Source organism: Stenotrophomonas sp. P2112 (assembly GCF_041897515.1).
In the GTDB taxonomy this organism is placed as follows: Bacteria; Pseudomonadota; Gammaproteobacteria; order Xanthomonadales; family Xanthomonadaceae; genus Stenotrophomonas; species Stenotrophomonas sepilia.
Map to the genome: position 1 here is coordinate 1,531,717 of NZ_CP169216.1, position 19,151 is coordinate 1,550,867.

At 66.6% G+C, this 19,151-nt stretch carries 21 protein-coding genes; 16 read left to right on the plus strand and 5 right to left on the minus strand.

Features of this window, described 5'->3' with window-relative positions; genetic code table 11:
• Positions 1 to 4: 4 nt before the first annotated feature.
• The 7 genes from ACEPA4_RS07090 (at position 5) to ACEPA4_RS07120 (ending at position 6,026) form a co-directional block, all read left to right on the plus strand.
• Positions 5 to 973 carry a YafY family protein gene (locus tag ACEPA4_RS07090; protein WP_065177386.1) on the plus strand — a complete coding sequence of 323 codons (969 nt, stop codon included), beginning with the start codon at positions 5 to 7 and terminating at the stop codon, positions 971 to 973.
• Positions 974 to 1,018: 45 nt separating this feature from the next.
• Complete coding sequence (locus ACEPA4_RS07095; RefSeq protein ID WP_065177385.1) at positions 1,019 to 1,939, plus strand: lytic transglycosylase domain-containing protein; 921 nt, start codon at positions 1,019 to 1,021, stop codon at positions 1,937 to 1,939.
• Between the two features lie 158 nt (positions 1,940 to 2,097).
• Positions 2,098 to 2,718, plus strand: a complete 621-nt coding sequence (gene petA, locus ACEPA4_RS07100; protein WP_004151998.1) for a ubiquinol-cytochrome c reductase iron-sulfur subunit — start codon at positions 2,098 to 2,100, stop codon at positions 2,716 to 2,718.
• Positions 2,718 to 3,977 carry a cytochrome bc complex cytochrome b subunit gene (locus ACEPA4_RS07105; RefSeq protein ID WP_049451337.1) on the plus strand — a complete coding sequence of 420 codons (1,260 nt, stop codon included), beginning with the start codon at positions 2,718 to 2,720 and terminating at the stop codon, positions 3,975 to 3,977. The genes petA and ACEPA4_RS07105 overlap by 1 nt, the downstream gene beginning before the upstream one ends.
• On the plus strand, positions 3,970 to 4,719 hold the full coding sequence (locus ACEPA4_RS07110) for a cytochrome c1 (protein ID WP_049414892.1): 750 nt from the start codon (positions 3,970 to 3,972) through the stop codon (positions 4,717 to 4,719). Before ACEPA4_RS07105 ends, ACEPA4_RS07110 begins: the two co-directional genes overlap by 8 nt.
• Before the next feature lie 134 nt (positions 4,720 to 4,853).
• A complete protein-coding gene (locus tag ACEPA4_RS07115; protein ID WP_111127095.1) occupies positions 4,854 to 5,489 on the plus strand; it encodes a glutathione S-transferase N-terminal domain-containing protein in 636 nt (211 codons plus the stop codon).
• 84 nt (positions 5,490 to 5,573) lie between these two features.
• Complete coding sequence (locus tag ACEPA4_RS07120; protein WP_005415949.1) at positions 5,574 to 6,026, plus strand: ClpXP protease specificity-enhancing factor; 453 nt, start codon at positions 5,574 to 5,576, stop codon at positions 6,024 to 6,026.
• A 103-nt stretch (positions 6,027 to 6,129) separates the two neighbouring features.
• On the opposite strand, the gene ACEPA4_RS07125 is transcribed toward ACEPA4_RS07120, so the two are convergent.
• The 4 genes from ACEPA4_RS07125 to ACEPA4_RS07140 all read right to left on the minus strand — a co-directional run bounded on the left by ACEPA4_RS07125 (position 6,130) and on the right by ACEPA4_RS07140 (position 8,835).
• A complete protein-coding gene (locus ACEPA4_RS07125) occupies positions 6,130 to 6,480 on the minus strand; it encodes a DUF3301 domain-containing protein (RefSeq protein ID WP_005415950.1) in 351 nt (116 codons plus the stop codon).
• A 67-nt stretch (positions 6,481 to 6,547) separates the two neighbouring features.
• Positions 6,548 to 7,537, minus strand: a complete 990-nt coding sequence (locus ACEPA4_RS07130; RefSeq protein WP_065186106.1) for a DUF2272 domain-containing protein — start codon at positions 7,535 to 7,537, stop codon at positions 6,548 to 6,550.
• 180 nt (positions 7,538 to 7,717) lie between these two features.
• The gene (nadC, locus tag ACEPA4_RS07135; RefSeq protein ID WP_005415952.1) at positions 7,718 to 8,569 is read right to left on the minus strand and encodes a carboxylating nicotinate-nucleotide diphosphorylase; all 852 of its coding nucleotides are present in this window, start codon (positions 8,567 to 8,569) and stop codon (positions 7,718 to 7,720) included.
• Complete coding sequence (locus ACEPA4_RS07140; RefSeq protein WP_005415953.1) at positions 8,566 to 8,835, minus strand: Trm112 family protein; 270 nt, start codon at positions 8,833 to 8,835, stop codon at positions 8,566 to 8,568. Before ACEPA4_RS07140 ends, nadC begins: the two co-directional genes overlap by 4 nt.
• 58 nt (positions 8,836 to 8,893) lie before the next feature.
• Here ACEPA4_RS07140 and purE point away from each other — a divergent pair, with 58 nt between their 5' ends.
• The 3 genes from purE (at position 8,894) to ACEPA4_RS07155 (ending at position 11,009) form a co-directional block, all read left to right on the plus strand.
• Positions 8,894 to 9,397, plus strand: a complete 504-nt coding sequence (gene purE, locus ACEPA4_RS07145) for a 5-(carboxyamino)imidazole ribonucleotide mutase (protein WP_005412808.1) — start codon at positions 8,894 to 8,896, stop codon at positions 9,395 to 9,397.
• Entirely contained in the window at positions 9,394 to 10,542 is a 1,149-nt protein-coding gene (locus tag ACEPA4_RS07150; protein WP_065177382.1) for a 5-(carboxyamino)imidazole ribonucleotide synthase, read from the plus strand. Before purE ends, ACEPA4_RS07150 begins: the two co-directional genes overlap by 4 nt.
• 125 nt (positions 10,543 to 10,667) lie before the next feature.
• Positions 10,668 to 11,009 (plus strand): carboxymuconolactone decarboxylase family protein, encoded by a 342-nt coding sequence (locus tag ACEPA4_RS07155; protein WP_005415955.1) that lies wholly within the window; start codon positions 10,668 to 10,670, stop codon positions 11,007 to 11,009.
• 75 nt (positions 11,010 to 11,084) lie between these two features.
• Here ACEPA4_RS07155 and ACEPA4_RS07160 read toward each other — a convergent pair whose 3' ends face one another.
• Positions 11,085 to 11,663, minus strand: a complete 579-nt coding sequence (locus tag ACEPA4_RS07160; protein WP_061478549.1) for a superoxide dismutase — start codon at positions 11,661 to 11,663, stop codon at positions 11,085 to 11,087.
• Positions 11,664 to 11,783: 120 nt separating this feature from the next.
• Between ACEPA4_RS07160 and grxD the strand changes: the two genes are divergently transcribed.
• From grxD to pilV, 6 genes are all read left to right on the plus strand, one after another.
• Positions 11,784 to 12,104: a Grx4 family monothiol glutaredoxin gene (gene grxD / locus ACEPA4_RS07165; protein ID WP_005415957.1), complete on the plus strand. Its 321-nt coding sequence runs from the start codon at positions 11,784 to 11,786 to the stop codon at positions 12,102 to 12,104.
• Positions 12,101 to 12,877 (plus strand): SDR family NAD(P)-dependent oxidoreductase, encoded by a 777-nt coding sequence (locus ACEPA4_RS07170; RefSeq protein WP_053500310.1) that lies wholly within the window; start codon positions 12,101 to 12,103, stop codon positions 12,875 to 12,877. The genes grxD and ACEPA4_RS07170 overlap by 4 nt, the downstream gene beginning before the upstream one ends.
• Positions 12,878 to 13,109: 232 nt before the next feature.
• Positions 13,110 to 16,331, plus strand: a complete 3,222-nt coding sequence (locus tag ACEPA4_RS07175; protein WP_072166746.1) for a carboxypeptidase regulatory-like domain-containing protein — start codon at positions 13,110 to 13,112, stop codon at positions 16,329 to 16,331.
• A 252-nt stretch (positions 16,332 to 16,583) separates the two neighbouring features.
• Positions 16,584 to 17,972, plus strand: coding sequence for a nucleotide 5'-monophosphate nucleosidase PpnN (gene ppnN, locus ACEPA4_RS07180; RefSeq protein ID WP_005415960.1), 1,389 nt, complete (start codon positions 16,584 to 16,586; stop codon positions 17,970 to 17,972).
• Between the two features lie 161 nt (positions 17,973 to 18,133).
• Entirely contained in the window at positions 18,134 to 18,649 is a 516-nt protein-coding gene (locus tag ACEPA4_RS07185; protein ID WP_005415961.1) for a Tfp pilus assembly protein FimT/FimU, read from the plus strand.
• The gene (gene pilV / locus ACEPA4_RS07190) at positions 18,646 to 19,143 is read left to right on the plus strand and encodes a type IV pilus modification protein PilV (protein ID WP_111202162.1); all 498 of its coding nucleotides are present in this window, start codon (positions 18,646 to 18,648) and stop codon (positions 19,141 to 19,143) included. The genes ACEPA4_RS07185 and pilV overlap by 4 nt, the downstream gene beginning before the upstream one ends.
• Positions 19,144 to 19,151 lie beyond the last annotated feature (8 nt).

Below are 19,151 nucleotides of genomic sequence, written 5' to 3' on the forward strand. Positions count from 1 at the left end.
CTTCATGCGCCATACCGCCCATCGACTGCTGCGCCTGATCGCCCTGCTGCAGGCCCGCCGCCAGTGGTCCGGGGCTGAGCTGGCCGAGCGCATGGGCGTGGACCGGCGCAGTATCCGCCGTGATATCGAACGCCTGCGCGAACTGGGCTATCCGGTGCGGGCCTCATCGGGGGTCGGCGGCGGCTATCAGCTCGGGGCAGGGGCACCGGTGCTGCCGATGCTGCTGGACGAGGACGAGGCGACGACCCTGGCGATCGCCCTGCGTGCCGCGTCCGCGACCGTCGCTGGCATCGACGACACCGCGCGGGGCCTGCTGTCCAAGCTCGATCCGCTGGTCCCCACCCGTCGCCGGCGGCAGGCCGGCGAGGTGCATGCGGCGACGGCCACCCTGTCCGACCTTCCCTCCACCGACGCACGCCTGCTGGGACGGCTGGCCCAGCACTGCCGGCAGGCGTCACGGCTGGCCTTCGAGTACCGCAGTGCGCAGGAGGAGGTGACCCAGCGCGAGGTCGAGGCGCAGCACCTGGTCAACTATGGGCGGCGCTGGTACCTGCTGGCCTGGGACCTGGGCCGCCAGGACTGGCGCACCCTGCGCGTGGACCGGATGGGCGCGGTGCGCGAATGCGCCGGGCCGGGCATGCATCGGCGCCCGCCCGCGCCCCCGGACGTGATGGTGCGGCAGGCGGTCAGCCAGGCGCCCTTCGCGCTGCAGGCCATTGTCCGCCTGGCCGGCAGCCGCACCGAGCTGGAAGGGCGCATCCCGCCGTGGTGTGGTGTGCTGGAGGCTGATGGTGCCGACCATTGCCTGTTGCGCATGGGCGCCGAGAGCCGCGGCATGATGCTGGCGCAGATCCTCAGCCTGGACCGGGTGCCGGTGGCGTTGTGGACCACACCGCCGGGCCTGCGCGATGAGCTGGCACAGCGTTTGACCGGATTGGGCCAGGTGCTGGCTGTGCCGCCGGTCACAGGCTGAGCCACATCGCTTGGCAAGCCCCGGCGAAGCTGGGACACTCGCGGCATGAAGGGGATACTGGGGACAACGGCGATCATCATCGCTGCGCTGACCGCTGCGCCGGCCAGCGCTGGCACCCTGTACAAGTGCCAGGGCGCCGACGGGGTCACCAGCTACGTGAGCAAGCGAGTGGCCGGCGCGCGCTGCAGCAGCATCAGCTACAGCCGCGATACCCGCCCGGCACCGCGCCCCGTGGTGGCCGCATCGAAGCCTGCGCCGACCTCGGTGGCCAGCATCGAACGCAATCCGGTCGCCGTGGCGGCCAGCGCCGCTGCGCCCGCTGCAGTCGCGCCGACGCCTGCTGCACCCGCGCCTGCCGCGGTACCGACGGCCTCGCGGGCCGGGCGGATGGTCAGCGGCCAGGTCTACTCCTTCATGAAGGATGGGGTGCGCCACTACACCAGTGCGCGGCCGACCCAGGTCGCCAACCTCGGCCCGGTGCGTACCATCCGCTACAGTTTCATGGAGCGCTGTTATGCCTGTGGCGTCAACCCACGCGTGGACTTCGGTTCGGTGCGCTTGAACACCACCGCGTTCCAGACCGAGATCACCTCGGCCGCACGCGAGTTCGGCGTCGAAGAAGCCGTGGTGCGCGCCATCATCCACGCCGAGTCGGCCTACAACCCGACCGCGCTCAGCCGCGCCGGCGCGCAGGGCCTGATGCAGCTGATGCCGCCGACCGCAGCCCGCTTCGGGGTCAGCGATTCCTACGATGCCGCGCAGAACATCCGTGGTGGCGTGCAGTATCTTGCGTGGTTGCTGAAGCGCTTCAATGGCGACCTGACCCTGGCTGCGGCCGGCTACAACGCCGGCGAAGGCGCGGTCGACCGCCACGGTGGCGTGCCGCCCTACAGCGAGACCCAGTACTACGTGCGCCGGGTCGGACAGCTGGCCGAGCGTTACCGCACCGCATTGACACACCAGTAGTGCCGGCCGCTGGCCGGCAACCCCGTAATCAATGTTGTTGCAATGCGTTGTGTGGCGCGCGACGGTTCCGCTACACTCGCCCATGATTCAATGCGGCTCTGGCCCCCACCGGATCCGCTGGCAGCCTTAAAGCTACCTAATCAATATCGGAGTGCCGGATGGCCAACGATGGGGTACACGATCCAGTCAACACCGGACGTCGGCGTTTTCTTTCTGCCACCACTGCTGTGGTTGGCGCCGTCGGCGTCGGATTCACCGCCGTTCCTTTCATCAAATCCTGGAACCCCAGTGCCCGTGCCAAGCTTGCCGGTGCACCGGTGGTGGCCGACATCAGCGCCCTGCAGGAAGGCCAACGCCTGATCGTGGAGTGGCGTGGCCAGCCGATCTGGATCGTCAAGCGGTCCAAGGCGATCCTGGATGCACTGCACGGGCTGGATGGCCGCCTCAAGGACCCCGAGTCCGGCGAGAAGGACCAGCAGCCGGACTACGTGCTGAAGCAGAACCCCGAGCTGCGCTCGATCAAGCCGGACATCTCCGTGCTGGTCGGCCTGTGCACGCACCTGGGCTGCTCGCCGGAAATGGTCGCCGAGATCCGGCCTGAGCCCTACGACCCGCAGTGGAAGGGGGGCTACTTCTGCCCCTGCCACAAGTCGCGCTTCGACATGTCCGGCCGCGTCTTCAAGGATGTGCCGGCACCGATCAACCTGAAGGTGCCCGCGCACCATTACCAGGACGACAACACCATCATCATCGGTGTCGATCCGCAGGGGGCAGCCTGATGGCCAATATCCTCGCCCGTACCGCCAGCGGCGTCGCCGACTGGGTCAATGCCCGCGCGCCGGGCCTGATGCCGGTCTACCGCAAGCACGTTACCGAGTATTACGCGCCGAAGAACTTCAACATCTGGTACTACTTCGGTTCGCTGGCACTGCTGGTGCTGGTCAACCAGATCGTCACCGGCATCTTCCTGACGATGCACTACAAGACCAGCGCCGCCGAGGCGTTCGGCTCCATCGAATACATCATGCGTGATGTGGAGTGGGGCTGGCTGATCCGCTACATGCACTCCACCGGCGCCTCGCTTTTCTTCATCGTGGTCTACCTGCACATGTTCCGCGGCCTGCTGTACGGCAGCTACCAGAAGCCGCGCGAGCTGGTGTGGATCCTGGGCATGCTGATCTACCTGGTGCTGATGGCCGAGGCCTTCATGGGCTATGTGCTGCCGTGGGGCCAGATGTCGTTCTGGGGCGCCAAAGTGATCATCTCGCTGTTCGGCGCGATACCGGTGATCGGCAACGGCCTGACCGAATGGATCATGGGCGACTACCTGCCCAGTGACGCCACGCTCAACCGCTTCTTCGCGCTGCACGTCATCGCACTGCCGCTGGTGCTGCTGTTGCTGGTGGTGCTGCATCTGGGCGCGCTGCACGAAGTGGGGTCGAACAACCCCGATGGCGTGGAGATCAAGAAGGGGCCGAAGGGCAACCGCTGGTCGCCGAATGCTCCGGCCGACGGTATTCCGTTCCATCCGTACTACACGCTCAAGGATGGTGTCGGCGCCGGCTTCCTTCTGATCATCGCCGCCTTCATCATCTTCTTCGCACCGGGCTTCGGCGGCCTGTTCCTGGAACACGACAACTTCACCGAGGCCAACCGCCTGGTGACCCCCGAACACATCAAGCCGGTCTGGTACTACACGCCTTACTACGCGATGTTGCGCGTGGTACCGAACAAGCTCGGTGGCGTGCTGGTGATGTTCTCGGCCATTGCGATCCTGTTCCTGGTGCCGTGGCTGGACAAGGCCAGGGTGAAGTCGGTGCGCTACCGCGGCTGGATCTCGAAGGTGATGCTGGGCGTGCTGGCGGTGTGCTTCGTGTGGCTGGGCGTGATCGGCTCCGGCCCGGGCACCGACGTGCATGAAACCTACATCGGGCGGGTGCTGACCTTCCTGTACTTCGCGTTCTTCATCACCATGCCGCTATGGACAAGGTTGGACAAGACCAAGCCGGTACCGGAGAGGGTGACCACGCATGACTGAGCGCTGGATGGTCCGGCTGGCCCTGACGGCCACCCTGATGCTGGGCAGTTTCCTGGCCTCCGCCGCCGAGGGCGGCACCAAGCTGCTGCAGGCCGGCAACGACCTCGGTGACCGCGCCTCGCTGCAGCGGGGTGCGCAGCTGTACATGAACTACTGCTCCGGCTGCCACGCGCTGAAGTACCTGCGCTACTCGCGGATGGCGCAGGACCTGGGCCTGACCGAAGAAGAGGTGATGAACAACCTCAACTTCACCGGCTCGGCGATCGGCGACCCGATCCCGGTGGCGATGCCCAAGGAAAACGCGGAGAAGTGGTTCGGCAAGATGCCGCCCGATCTCAGCCTGATCGCGCGTGTGCGTGGCAGCGACTGGGTCTATACCTATCTCAAGTCGTTCTATCTGGACAGCAGCCGCCCGCTGGGCTGGAACAACGCGCTGTTCGCCAACGCCTCCATGCCCAACCCGCTGTGGGAGATGCAGGGGCTGCAGCATGCGGTGCACGGCAAGGCGGAAGCGCCCGGTATGGACCCGCCGGTGACCGGCCTGAAGATTGAAACGCCGGGATCGGTGGACGCCGGGCAGTACGACCAGGCCGTGCGGGACATCACCAACTTCCTCGAATACGCCGGCGAACCGGCCGCACTCAAGCGCCAGCAGCTGGGCGTGTGGGTGATCCTGTTCCTGGCCCTGCTGACCTTCCTGCTGTACCTGCTGAAGAAGGAATACTGGAAGGACGTTCACTGATTCTGCCACCGGCCATCGCATGGGCCTATTGGCTTTTGTGATGGTCGGTTGCACACTCGGGGAGGAGTCGACCGCTGGCACGGTGCCGGCGGCGCCGATGCGGCAGGCGGTCTCCTGTCGTGGGAGAGCCTTTGATGGCGGCGAGCGTACGCATGCGCAATACACTGACGCTGTTTTCCTCGAACGACGACGTACTGTGCCACCGTGTACGCCTGGTCCTGGCGGCCAAGGGCGTCACCTTCGACTTCGTTCCGGTCGATCCGCAGAACCCGCCTGAAGACCTGATCGACCTCAATCCGTACCACTCGGTGCCGACCCTGGTCGAACGCGAGCTGGTGCTGTACGCCGCATCGGTGGTCAGCGAGTACCTGGATGAGCGCTACCCGCATCCGCCACTGATGCCGGTCGACCCGTTGTCGCGTGCACGCATCCGCCTGGCCATGCTCCGCATCGAGCACGACTGGGTGCCGCAGGTGCAGGCCGTCCAGCTGGGCAACAAGACCCAGGCCGAGGCCGGGCGCAAGCGCCTGAAGGAACTGCTGACCGCCTCGCTGCCGCTGTTCAAGGCCAGCAAGTTCTTCCTCAACCCGGAAATGAGCCTGGCCGACTGCGCGATGGCGCCGATCATCTGGCGCCTGCAGTCGCTGGATGTGCCGCTGCCGAAGGACGGCAAGGCGATCGAGGACTACGGCAACCGCATCTTCCGCCATCCGGGATTTGTCCGCAGCCTGACCGAGCAGGAAAAGAAACTGCGCGACCTGCCGGTCTGATCCGGCCCCGCGTTACCCGTCTGCACGCCGACCGGCGTGCAGACGATCCGCCCCGGCGGGGCGCCGGGCGCGTACACTTCACGCATGACCGAAGACTTCTTCCACATGACCAGCCACCGCCCGTACCTGCTGCGGGCGCTGGTGGAATGGATCAACGACAACCAGCTGACCCCGCACATCCTGGTCGACGCCGGCGTCCCCGGCGTGCAGGTCCCGCCTTCGGCGGTCAAGGATGGCCGGGTCGTGCTCAACATCGCCGAACGTGCCGTGGTGCGGCTGATGATCGACAACGAAATGGTGAGCTTCTCGGCCCGCTTCTCCGGAACCAGCTACCCGGTGCAGGTGCCGATCAGCGCCGTGCTGGCGGTCTACGCCCGCGAGACCGGGCAGGGCATGGCATTGCCGGATGACATTCCGGGCAACGAAACCGCACCGACCCGCGATGAGCTGCTGCACGAGGAAGGCACGCCGCCGGACGACACGCCGCCGGCCAGTCCGCCGCCGAAGGGCCGCCCGAACCTGCGCGTGGTCAAGTAACCCTTCCGACGCCGCCCCGATGGGCGGCGTTTTTCTTTGCCCGTTTGGCGGTGGGTGCCGGAATTGTGTGGGTGCCGACCGTTGGTCGGCACACCTTCAGTTCTTACACATCCTCGGCATCCTCCACATCCGGCCGGATCTGGCTGATCCGCGCGGCACCGGGGCCGGTGAACGAGATCAGCTGGTCGCCACGCAGCACCATGCGGCCCACGTGGCGATCGATGCCATCGTAGGAATACTCGAACTTGAAGGTGCGCTCGAAACCGAGCCGGCCATCTTCGCCACGCGACAGTCGCAGGCCGGTGGCGTGCACCGCCTGGTCCAGCCACTGCACGTCGGCGGCGCGGCAGGCATTGCGTCCCAGCTCGACCGCGCGCTCGGCGGCCGAGCGTGCGGCGTTCCAGAAGAAGTAGATGATTCCGCCGGCAATCAACAACAGCAGCAGGGTAGGCATGGCGTCAGCCGTCAGAGGTCGATCCGGCAAAGATGGCGGCGAACGTGCGCTGGATCAAGCACGGGTATCACCGCCTCGGCGGTGGCTGGCCCGTCGTCGGCGCTGCGGGCGCGTTGGCCGGTACGGCCTGCATCGGCGCTGCGGAGGGTGACGGCATCACCAATGGCGCGGTCGCGGTCAACTGCAGCAGGGCCGCCCAGTCCTGGCGGTTGAAGCTGCATTCGTCCTCGCGGCCCGGCGTGCAGCTGGGGTCGATGCCGGTGCTGTTGCGTTCGCGTGCCGGGGGCAGCTTGATCAATCCGGTACGGTCCAGCGGCAGCAGGCGCATTGCCACGGTGTTCATCACGTTGCCACCGACCAGGTACAGGGTCTGGTCGCCCCCCAGGTTGGCAGCCACCACCACTTCGCAATGCGATTTCCAGTGGCCCACCGAACCGTTGCCCAGCGCCTGCACCAGCCCGCTGTAGCTGAGCGTCGTGCTGCGGTCGCGCAGGAAGCACAGCAGATCACCTGGCGCGGGCTTGGCCGTGGCCGGGTCGACCAGCCGGTACGGCACGCCCGAGGGGCCGCTCTGGTACGCGGCACGGATGTAGTCGATGTGGCGCGGCGACGTGTTGAAGCCGGGAACGCCGGCCTGCACCATCACCCAGGAAATGAAAGCGGCCGACCACGGGTTGTCGATCAGGAACGCGCGGCAGTCGCTGTCGGTGTAGCGCGTGCCCAGTGGTGCCAGACAGCTGCTGGCGCCGGCGATGCTGCCCATCGCATTGAGCGTGCCGCTGTTGCGCCAGTAGCCGGCCACGCGCTGCCAGGCGATCAGGCCGTTGTCGGCCAGGTGATCGCTTTCGGCTTCGGTGACGCTGAGGCTGGCGGCGCGGCCATCGCGATCGATGAAGGGCCGGAACCACAACCGGTGCTCGTTGCAGGCGGTATTGCGGATGGCCACCGCCAATGGGCTCAGGCCGAAGCGGGGAGGGACATCGCAGGCTTCAGCGGCTGCGGCGGACAAGGGGGCTGCCGCGAGCAGCAGACAGGCAGGCAAGAGCATCCGGCGCATGCGCGGCTCCTGTGGGGGATGCCCGCAGCGTCGCAGAGGCTGGCGTAGCCGAGCCGTGAAGGCGCCCGGGTCGTGTAGAGCCGAGCCTACGCTCGGCTCATCGCGCAAAGCGGGTGCCGGGCGCGCCGCAGATCGAGAAGCAGCCGAGCGTGGGCTCGGCTCTACAAGGTCCCGTAGGCCTCAAGCCGGCGGCGGGCCCAGCTTCAACGACAGATCGATGGCCTGCACATGCTTGGTCAGTCCGCCGATGGAGATGCAATCGACGCCATCCTCAGCGATCGAGCGCAGGCCGCCCAGGCCGACGCTGCCGGAGACTTCCAGCGGAATGCGTCCGGCGGTGATGCGCACCGCCTCGCGGCGCAGGTCGGGACTGAAGTCATCCAGCAGGATGCGTTCGCAACCGGCTTCGAGCGCCTGGCGCAGCTGTGCCAGGTCTTCGACCTCGACCACCAGTGGCAGCGCAGGCCACTGCCGGCGTGCGGCGGCCACCGCCGCGGCCAGCGAACCGGCGGCGCGGATGTGGTTCTCCTTCAGCATCACCGTGTCGTACAGGCCGAAGCGGTGGTTCTCGCCGCCGCCGCAGCGCACCGCGTACTTCTGCGCCAGGCGCAGGCCGGGCAGGGTCTTGCGGGTGTCGAGGATGCGGGTACCGGTACCGGCCACCGCAGCCACGTAGCGAGCAGTGGTGGTCGCGGTGCCGGACAGCGTCTGCAGGAAGTTCAGCGAAGTGCGCTCGGCACTGACCAGGCTGCGGCTGCGCCCGTGCAGCAGGGCCAGCACGGTGCCGGCGGTGACGGCATCGCCTTCGGCGATGTGCCATTCAATGCGCACGTCAGGGTCGAGCGCGCGATGGGTAGCGTCGAACCAGGGGCGCCCGGCGATCACCGCATCCTGCTTGCACAGCAGGTAGGCGCTGTCGGCCTGGTCGGGGAGCAGGGCGGCGGTGACATCACCGCTGCCCAGGTCCTCGGCCAGCGCGCGCGCGACATCGGCGGCGACAACGGCCGCATCCGGCGTCGGCAGCGTGCTCATGCAGCCGGGAAGTCGGCGATCTGGGCGGTCGGAATGGCTTCCTCGGCCAGCAGCACCGGGATGCCGTCGTCGACGCGGAACACCTGCTTGCGGTCACGGGTGACCAGCGCCTCGCGCAGCGGCTGCGCCAGCGGGTTGCCATCGGCCTTGGTCACCGTGCCGGCGGAAATGGCCTTGTTGAGGGCTTCCAGGCCCTTGCCATCCAGCAGGGACAGGGGCTGGCGGGTGTCCGGGGACACCAGCAGGTCGAGCAGCTTGCGATCCATGGTTCTTCGTCTTGCGTGGAAGACGGCTAGAATACGTCTTTAAGGCAGGTGACGGCCAATGACCCCCAACCCGATCGCGCCGCTTGTCGGCATCGTCATGGGTTCCCGTTCCGACTGGGAAACCATGCAGCACGCCGCCCAGAAGCTTGAAGCCCTGGGTGTTCCGTTCGAAGTGAAGGTGGTGTCCGCGCATCGGACGCCGGATGTGTTGTTCAGTTACGCCGAGCAGGCGGGCCCGCGTGGCCTGCGCGCGATCATCGCCGGTGCCGGCGGGGCCGCGCACCTGCCGGGCATGATCGCGGCCAAGACCGCCGTGCCGGTGCTGGGCGTGCCGGTGCAGTCCAAGGCCCTCAACGGAATGGATTCCCTTCTGTCGATCGTGCAGATGCCGGCCGGCATCCCGGTCGCCACCTTCGCCATCGGCAACGCCGGCGCCTCCAACGCCGCGCTGTTCGCGGCGGCGATGCTGGCCAGCGACCAGCCGGCGATCGGCCAGGCGCTCGATGCCTTCCGTGCACGCCAGACCGAAGACGTGATGGCCCACGACGATCCGCGCCAATGAGCCTGACTGTCGGCATCCTGGGCGGCGGCCAGCTCGCCCGCATGATGGTCCTGGCCGGTGCGCCGCTGGGGCTGCGCTTCGAACTGTACGACCCGGCCGCCGACGCCTGCAGCGGCCCGCTGGCGCCGCTCACCGTGGGCGCCTTCGACGACCGCCAGGCCTTGGCGGACTTCGCCGCCAAGGTCGATGTGGTCACCTTCGATTTTGAGAACGTGCCTGCCGACAGTGCACAGTTCCTGGCCGACCGCGTGCCGGTCTATCCGCCGCCGGCCGCGCTGGCGGTGGCCCAGGACCGGTTGAGCGAGAAGACCCTGTTCCAGCAGCTGGGTATTCCGCTGCCGGCCTTCGCCGACATCCGCAGCCGCGACGAGCTGGCGGCGAAGGTGGCTGAGTTCGGCCTGCCGTGCATCCTCAAGACCCGCCGCCTCGGCTACGACGGCAAGGGTCAGTTCCGCCTGCGCAGCGAAGCTGACATCGACGCCGCATGGGATGCGCTCGGTGCCCAGGTGGAGCGCACCGGACTGATCCTGGAAGGCTTCGTGGCCTTCCAGCGCGAGGTCAGCGTGGTGGCCGTGCGTGGCCGCGATGGCAGCTTCGAAGCCTGGCCGGTCACCGGCAACTGGCATGTCGACGGCGTGCTGTCGGCCAGCGTGGCACCGGCGCTGCTGTCCGACGCCGAGCAGCAGGCAGCGATCGGCTATGCCCGCCGCGTCGCCGAGCACCTGCAGTATGTGGGCGTGTTCGCGCTGGAGCTGTTCTGCCGTGATGGTGAGCTGCTGGCCAACGAGATGGCACCGCGCGTGCACAACTCCGGCCACTGGACCATCGAAGGCAGCGAGACCTCGCAGTTCGAGAACCATCTGCGTGCGGTGCTGGGCCTGCCGCTGGGCAGCACCCGCATGCTCGGCCATGCCTGCATGCTGAACTGGCTGGGCGTGATGCCCGATCCGGCGCCGGTGCTGGGTCAGGCCAGTGGCCATTGGCACGACTACGGCAAGGAGCCGCGCGAAGGTCGCAAGGTCGGCCACGCCACGTTGCGCGACGATGATGCCGCTGCATTGGCCGATGCGCTGGACCAGGTCGGCCTGGAGCTGGACCGCCAGGCCCAGGTGGCGCCGGCGGTGCACGCGCTGCGCAACCGCTGAGCCCGGGCGTGCCGGCCAATGGCCGGCACAACCTTGTATGCCTGCAACGGTGTGGCGCGCCGGTGCAGGCATCGGCGCACCATTGCCGGTGGTAGCGTGGAGCTCCTTTCACAGGAGTCACGACCATGCTCGACTGGAATGCCTACCGCAAGGAACTGAAGGGCCGCATCGGCGAGATCGGCAAGCTCTCGCCGGACACGGTCAAGGGCTACGCCACCCTGGCCAATGCCGGTGCCCAGACCAACCATCTGGATGCCAAGACCCGTGAGCTGATCGCATTGGCGGTGGCGGTGACCACCCGCTGCGACGGCTGCATCACCGTGCACGTGGACGCTGCGCTGAAGCATGGCGCCAGCCGCGAGGAAATCACCGAAGCACTGGGCGTGGCGGTGTCGCTCAACGCCGGCGCGGCGCTGGTGTACTCGGCGCGGGTGATGGACGCGGTGGCTGCGCACGAGAACGCGTGAAGCTTCATCTGTAGGGCCGAGCCCATGCTCGGCTGCTGTCCGGCCAGCCGAGCATGGGCTCGGCCCTACAGGCGGTCAGCGCAGCTGGCTTTCGGCGAATTCCCAGTTGACCATCTGCCAGAAGGCATCCAGGTAACGCGCGCGATCATTCTGGTAATCGGTGTAGTAGGCGTGCTCCCAGACATCGCAGCACAGCAGCGGGGTGCTTTCGCCGGTCAGTGGCGTGCCGGCGTTGCGGGTGGCCTGGATGCCGAGCTGGCCACCGGGGTGCTGCACCAGCCACACCCAGCCCGAGCCGAACAGGCCCAGCGCGGTGCGGTTGAATTCCTCGCGCAGGCGCTGCGCGTCACCGAACTGGCGCTTGACCAGCTCGCCCAGCCGGCCCTGCGGCTCGCCGCCGCCGCGCGGGCGCAGGCACTGCCAATAGAAGCCGTGGTTCCAGGCCTGGGCGGCCACATCGAACAGCGTGCCCTGGGCATGGCGCACGATCTCTTCCAGTGACGCCTCCTCCCACTCGGTGCCGAGAGTGCCGGCGTTGACCGCGTCAACGTAGGCGCGGTGGTGGCGGCCGTGATGCAACTCAACGGTCTGCGCGGACAGGTGGGGCTGCAGGGAGCCGGGGAGATAGGGCAGGGCAGGCAATTCGACGGGCATGGGCAGGTTCGTGGCCAGGGGACGGCGGTAGCCTGTTCCATCCGCTTACAATGGCGGCTACCGTGGGCAGTCTAGCCGACCATCACGGTCGGTTTGTCCGGCGAAGCAAGGAGTGTGGTTGTGGCGGTAATGCAGCAAATCCAGGCCGAGGTCGATCGTTACCCGCTCGTGCTGTTCATGAAGGGCACCCCGCAATACCCGATGTGCGGCTTTTCCAGTCGCGCCGTGCAGGCGTTGATGGCAGCCGGCGCCGTCACCCTGCGCACTGTCAACGTGCTCGAAGAGCCGGAGATCCGCGCCAACCTGCCGCGCTTTTCCAATCTGCCGACCTTCCCGCAGCTGTTCATCAACGGTGAGTTGATCGGCGGCTGCGACATCGTCATGGAACTGTTTGAATCCGGCGAGCTCAAGCGCATCGTCGAAGAGGCGACCCAGGGATGAGTGCCTGGCCGTCGACGTCACCGACTGACGGGGCGATCGATGGCCGCCCGTTGCAGGATCGCGTCGTACTGGTCGCCGGCGCCGGGGGAGGGCTGGGCAGTGCCGCGGCGGTCGCCGCAGCCGCAGCCGGTGCCACCGTGGTCCTGCTGGGACGCAAGCCGCGCCGGCTGGACCGGGTCTATGCCCAGGTCCAGGCGGTCGGTCCGGAACCGCTTCTGTACCCGCTGGACCTGGAAGGCGCCAGCCCCGATGACTATGCCGAACTGGCCCAGGCCCTGCAGCGCGAGCTGGGGCGGCTGGATGGACTGCTGGTATGCGCCGCGCATTTCCCCGGGCTGACTCCGTTTGAACTGGCTGACCCGGCCAGTTTCGCCCGTGCGGTCCATGTCACCCTGACCGCACCGGCCTGGCTGGCCCAGGCCTGCCTGCCGCTGCTGCGGCAACGCGAGGATGCCGCCATGGTGTTCGCGGTCGATGCCCCCGACCGGGTGGGGCAGGCATATTGGGGGGGGTATGGCGTAGCCCAGCACGGCCTGCGTGGCCTGATCGCCAGCCTGCACGATGAACTGGGCCGCAGTCCCGTCCGGGTCAGCGGCCTGTACCCAGGCCCCCTGCGCACGGCGCTTCGGGCCCGCGCCTATTCCGTGGACCAGGACCCGGCTGCGCAAGGCCCGGAAGCCGCGGCGGCCGCCGCGGTGACCCTGCTGTCCGCCGCTGGGAGCACCTGGCGCGGGCAGATTCTCGATGCCAGTGAGACGCCCCGGGAAAGGTGAGCCCTGTGGAAAGACGGAGTGAAGAACCCGTCACGATTGCGTTGCGAACCGGTGCCGTTTGTCGCACAACCGTCACATTGATGGCGTAGCGTGTTAATCTAGTGTTAACCGTTAGGGCTGCCTTCAGCCGAGCGGTAGGGAACCCCAGATAACTCTCCGATCAGCCACCCGCAGGGCTGCTTGGATGCGCTTTTTTTCCGCCATCGCCAACTCGCATCGAGGCTACCGAAAAATGACCCACCCACTCCGGATGTCCAAGCTTACCCTTGGTCTCGTGGCTGCACTTGCTGCCGCTCCCGCCTTCGCCCAGAGCAGCACCTCCGCCGGTGTCGGCGGCCAGGTGATGTCCGCTGCAGGCCAGCCTGTCGCCGGCGCTGAAGTCACCATCACGCACACCGAGTCGGGCACTGTTTCGCGTGCCACCACCGATGCGTCGGGCCGATACAACGCGCGCGGCCTGCGCGTGGGTGGTCCGTACACCATCACCATCACCAAGTCCGGTGAAGGCACCAAGACCGAGGAAGGTGTCTACCTGAACCTGAACCAGGTCAACACCGTCAACGCCAACCTGGGCGGTGACCTGGCTGCAACCAACCTGGACGCGGTGAACGTTGTTGCCACCGCCGGCGGCCTGGACCTGTTCAGTGCCAACAAGATGGGCACCGGCACCAACGTGACCCGCGAAACGATGGATGCGCTGCCGTCGGCCAGCCGCAACATCCAGGACTACGTGCGTCTCGACCCGCGCATCTCGCAGGTCAGCAAGGCGGACGGCGCGATCTCGGCCGGCGGCCAGAATACCCGTTACAACGCCATCCGCATCGACGGCATCAGCGCCTCCGATCCGTTCGGCCTGGGTTCCAACAACCTGCCGACCGAGCGTCAGCCGGTGTCGATGGACGCCATCCAGGAAATCAACATCGACCTGGCCAACTACGACACCACCATCGCCGGTGGCACCGGCGCGGTGATCAACGCCGTGACCAAGTCGGGTACCAATGAATTCCACGGCACCGTGTACGGTTCGTACCGCGACAAGGACATGGTCCGCTCGCGCCTGGAAGGTGACAAGCAGGACTTCAACGGCTTCGAGGACGAGAAGACCTACGGCATGACCTTCGGCGGTCCGATCGTCAAGGACAAGCTGTTCTTCTTCACCAACTATGAAAAGTACGAGCGCTCGGCTGCCGGCGTCGCCCTGAGCGACACGCCGATCGGCCGTGGCACCATCACCCAGCAGCAGATCACCGACGTCCAGAACTTCCTGGGCAAGCTGGGCTACGACCCGGGCAGCCTGGCGGCGCCGAACAGCAAGACCGAGATCGAAGAGTATGCGGTCAAGCTGGACTGGAACATCAACGAGAACCACCGTGCGGCCCTGCGCTACAACAAGATGGAGCAGAACGTCGTTCGCTTCCCGCAGGTCAGCAGCAGCGCCATCTCGCTGAGCAACTTCTGGTACCAGCAGCCGACCCAGTACGAAACCTGGATGGGCGAACTGTTCAGTGACTGGTCCGAGAACTTCTCGACCGAGTTCAAGGTCTCGCACAAGGATTACTCGGCCAACCGCGTCCCGCTGGTGGACATGCCGCAGATCCGCATCAAGTCGGGCAACGATTCGCTGTACGTCGGTACCGAACAGAACACCCACGTCAACATCGTCGAGTCGAAGGAACTGAGCGCCTTTGGTGCCGGTACCTGGTACATCGGTGACCACACCGTCAAGTTCGGCTTCGATTACTCGAAGAATGACCTGATGAACTTCTACGGCCGCAACCTCAACGGCGTGTACGAATTCAACAGCGTCAACGATTTCCTGGCGGGCAAGGCTTCGCGCTACCAGCTGCGTGCTCCGCGCGCCGATGGCAGCCGCAGCGACATCCCGGCCGACTTCACCCTGAAGAACACCGGCGTGTTCGTGCAGGACACCTGGGCGATCAACTACAACCTGAACCTGATGTTCGGCGTGCGCATCGACATGCCTGACTTCAGCACCCAGCGCCTGTACAACCCGCGCATCGAGCAGCTGTACGGCTTCAACAACACCAAGCTGGTCGACAAGAACCTGGTGCAGCCGCGCGTCGGCTTCAACTACACCTTCGACAGCGATCGCCCGACCCAGCTGCGCGGTGGCGTGGGCCTGTTCGGCGGCGCCGCCCCGAACGTGTGGCTGGCAGGTGCCTACCAGAACACCGGCCTGAACTACATCGAGTACGACGAGCGCAGCATCCCGGCCGGTGCCTTCACTCCGGACGGCAACAACCCGTACATCCCGGCCGGTGGCCCGGCTTCGGCCCGTCAGAACGTCGACATCATCGCGCCGGGCACCCGCCTGCCGTCGGTGTGGAAGGCCAACCTGGCGTTCGACCATGAGCTGCCGTGGTACGGCATCGTCGCGTCGGCCGAAGTGCTGTTCACCAAGGTCAAGGACGGCATCTACTTCGACCGTCTGGACGTGTCGGCGCCGACCGCCTTCGGTCAGGATGGCCGCGCGATCTACTGGAACGCCGCTGGCCGCAACCAGGCCAATACCCGTATCGACAAGGGTGTCGACTACGGCATGTCGACCGGTACCAAGGGTGCGGTTGACCGCGCCAACCGTCCGTCCGACATCGGCGACGTTCTGGTCCTGCGCAACACCGACAAGGGCCGCGGCACCCAGGCCACCTTCTCGCTGGCCAAGCCGTTGACCGAGAACTGGGGCTGGTCGCTGGGTTACACCTACACCAAGTCCACCGAAGTCAGCCCGCTGTCCAGCTCGCAGAACACCTCGAACTGGAACAACACGCTGATCTTCAATGCCAACGAGAACGTGGCCTACAACTCGCGTTATGCGATGAAGGACCGCGTCACCGGCACCCTGGAGTGGAAGCACAACTTCTTCGGTGACAACGCCACCCGCGTCGGCCTGTTCTACGAAGGCCGTTCGGGCCGTCCGTACAGCTACATCTTCTACAACGATGCCAACGGCGACGGTGCTGCCACCAACGACCTGTTCTACGTGCCGAAGGGTCCGGGCGACGTGCTGTTCACCGGCGGTGCCGCGATGGAGAAGCAGTTCTTCGACTGGCTGGCGCAGAACCCGGAACTCGATGCCTACCGTGGCAGCGTGGTCCCGGCCAACCGCCACCGCGCCTCGTGGGTCAACAGCTTCGACGTCCGCGTCAGCCAGGAATTCCCGGGCTTCATGAAGGGGCACAAGGGTGAAGTCGCCCTGGACATCATGAATGTCGGCAACCTGCTGAACAAGAAGTGGGGCCTGATCGACGACTACGGCTTCTACTCGACCCGTCGCGTTGCCAACTACGCAGGTATCGATCCGGCCACCGGCAAGTACGTGTACTCCTTCACTGGTTCGACCGACAACCCGTCGGTGCAGGAAAACAACAACGACAAGGGCAACACCGCCGTGTCGCGTTGGTCGATGCAGCTGACCCTGAAGTACAAGTTCTGATCCATCAGCGCTTGAAGCGGTAAGTGGAAACGGCCGGGGAAACCCGGCCGTTTCCCGTTCAGGCGAAAGTCCTTGCAGGGCGTGGGGCAACGGCGTAGCATCCAGAAATGTGCGCGGTGCCAACGCCGCCGATGCGGTCCCGGAATGGCGGACGCGGGTGGCACACATCCAACGGTCGGGTTTCCCGGCCGTTTTGCTTTTTAAGGGGGCGGCAGTACAGTCGGAAACCTTGAAGGAAGCGAAAAATTGGATATGACCACGAACGAAAAATCGGCCCGTGCACTGCCGGTGCAGGATGCCCGGATCTACCCGCGCGGTGGGCTGGATGTGCTGTCGCGGGCCGAGGTGGCCCGCCTGCGCGATGCCTCCGCCGGCGGCATGCATGAGCTGCTGCGCCGCTGCGCGCTGGCCGTGCTGACCAGCGGCAGCGCCTCGGACGATCCGCGCGCCGCGCGCGATCTCTACCCTGATTTCGACATCCAGGTGGCGCAGCAGGATCGTGGCGTGCGCATCGATCTGGTCAACGCGCCGGCGATGGCCTTCGTCGACGGCGAGATCATCCGCGGCGTCGCCGAACTGCTGTTCGCCGTCGTGCGCGACCTGGCCTACATGGCCATCGAAATGGGCCCGGCCTACGCGGCCGAGCTGGAGTCATCCGAGGGCATCACCAACGCGGTGTTCGGCCTGCTGCGCAACGCGCGCATCCTCAATCCGGGTGATCCGAACCTGGTGGTGTGCTGGGGCGGACACTCGATCTCGCGCGACGAATACCTGTACACCAAGCAGGTGGGCTATGAACTGGGCCTGCGCGGCCTGGACATCTGCACCGGCTGTGGCCCGGGTGCGATGAAGGGCCCGATGAAGGGTGCCACCATCGCCCACGCCAAGCAGCGCCGTACCGCGACGCGTTACATCGGCCTGACCGAGCCGGGCATCATCGCCGCCGAGTCGCCGAACCCGATCGTCAACCACCTGGTGATCATGCCGGACATCGAGAAGCGCCTTGAGGCCTTCGTCCGCATCGGGCACGGCATCATCGTGTTCGCCGGTGGCGTCGGCACCGCCGAAGAGATCCTGTACCTGCTCGGCATCCTGCTGCGCGAGGAGAACAAGGACCTGCCGTTCCCGCTGATCCTGACCGGCCCGACGGTAGCGGCACCGTACTTCGAGCAGATTGATCGCTTCATCCGCCTGACCCTGGGCGATGCGGCTGCCGAGCGCTACGAGATCATCATCGGCGACCCGGTGGCGGTTGCGAAGAAGATGGCCACTGGCATCAAGCGCGTGCGCGAGCACCGCCTGGCGCAGAAGGACTCGTTCTTCTTCAACTGGTCGATCGAGATTCCGTGGGAGTACCAGCAGCCGTTCGTACCCACCCACGAAGCGATGGCGGCGTTGGACCTGCACCACGGGCGTGCCCCGCACGCGCTGGCGGCCGACCTGCGCCGCGCGTTCTCGGGCATCGTCGCCGGCAACGTGAAGGAAGACGGCATGCGCCGCATCGAGCAGTTCGGGCCGTTCCAGATTCACGGCGACCCGGACATGATGCAGGCGCTGGATGCGCTGCTGCGCGCCTTCGTCGAACAGCGCCGGATGAAGATCTCCGGCGAGTACCAGCCCTGCTACCAGGTGCTGGCCTGAACCCGGGCCGGCGCGATGGGGATCGCGCCGGCACTGGCAGGGAAGGGCGGGTCGTCAAGCCTTTGACGCCCGTCGCCCCGGATTGACCGTTCATCCTGCCGCCGCTTGCCGGTGGCGGGGCGATGGCCCATCGTGGCCACCAACACGCTGGGGAGCGTCCAATGTCTTTGCGCCGGCAAAACGGCTTCACGCTGGTTGAACTGATGGTCACGCTGGCCGTCTTCGTGGTCCTGGCGTCGATCGCCTATCCGAGCTTCCGCGGCATGATCCGCTCGAACCGGCTGGCGACCGCCAACAACGAGCTGATCGCGCTGGCCAACCTGGCCCGCAGCGAAGGCATCCGCAACAGCAACGGTGGCGGCGTCTGTGGCAGCGCCGATGGCAAAGCCTGTGATGGCGACTGGTCCAAGGGGGTGCTGGCCTGGTCGGACCTGGATGGCGACGGCCAGATGGGCAGCAATGACGTCGCGCTGCGCTTTTCACAGGGCAATCCGCAGCTGAGCGTAGTTGGCCCGCCGGGCGCGGTCATCGCCTTCGACGGGCGCGGCCGGCGCAGGGCGGTCGCCGATCAGACGCTGGTGCTGTCGCCGGATGCGTGCAAGGCCGGCGAATCGAAAAGCACGTTGACGATCAACCAATCCGGCCAGGTCCGGGTGACCAAGGGAACCTGCTCATGAGCCGCCGCAACCTGGCCCACCCGCGTTCGTCGCAGGGGGGCTTCAGCCTGATCGAAGTGATGGTGGCGGTGCTGATCCTGGCATTCGGGCTGCTGGGCTTCGCCCTGCTGCAGACCACCAACGTCCGCTTCGTGCAGAGCGCGAACTACCGCACCCAGGCGACCAACCTGGCCAACGACCTGATCGAACTGATGCGCGCGCAGCGCACCGACACCCTGGCCGGTGGCGCCTATTCCTCGGCCTCGTTCTCGGCCGGCTCGGTGAAGCCCAGCGGCGCCTGCGCCTGGCCGACCGGCGCCGCCGTGACGCCGCAGGCGAACGTCGCGCGCTGGCAGTGCGAGGTCGCACGCACGCTGGGCGAGAAGGCCAGCGCACAGGTGACCTTCGTGCAGAGCACCGGCGAGGTCACCGTGGCCATCAGCTGGGGTGACCAGCGCTGGGATCCGAAGGACCCCGACAGCCTTACCACCTTCGGCCTGACGACCTTCCTGTGAACATGCCC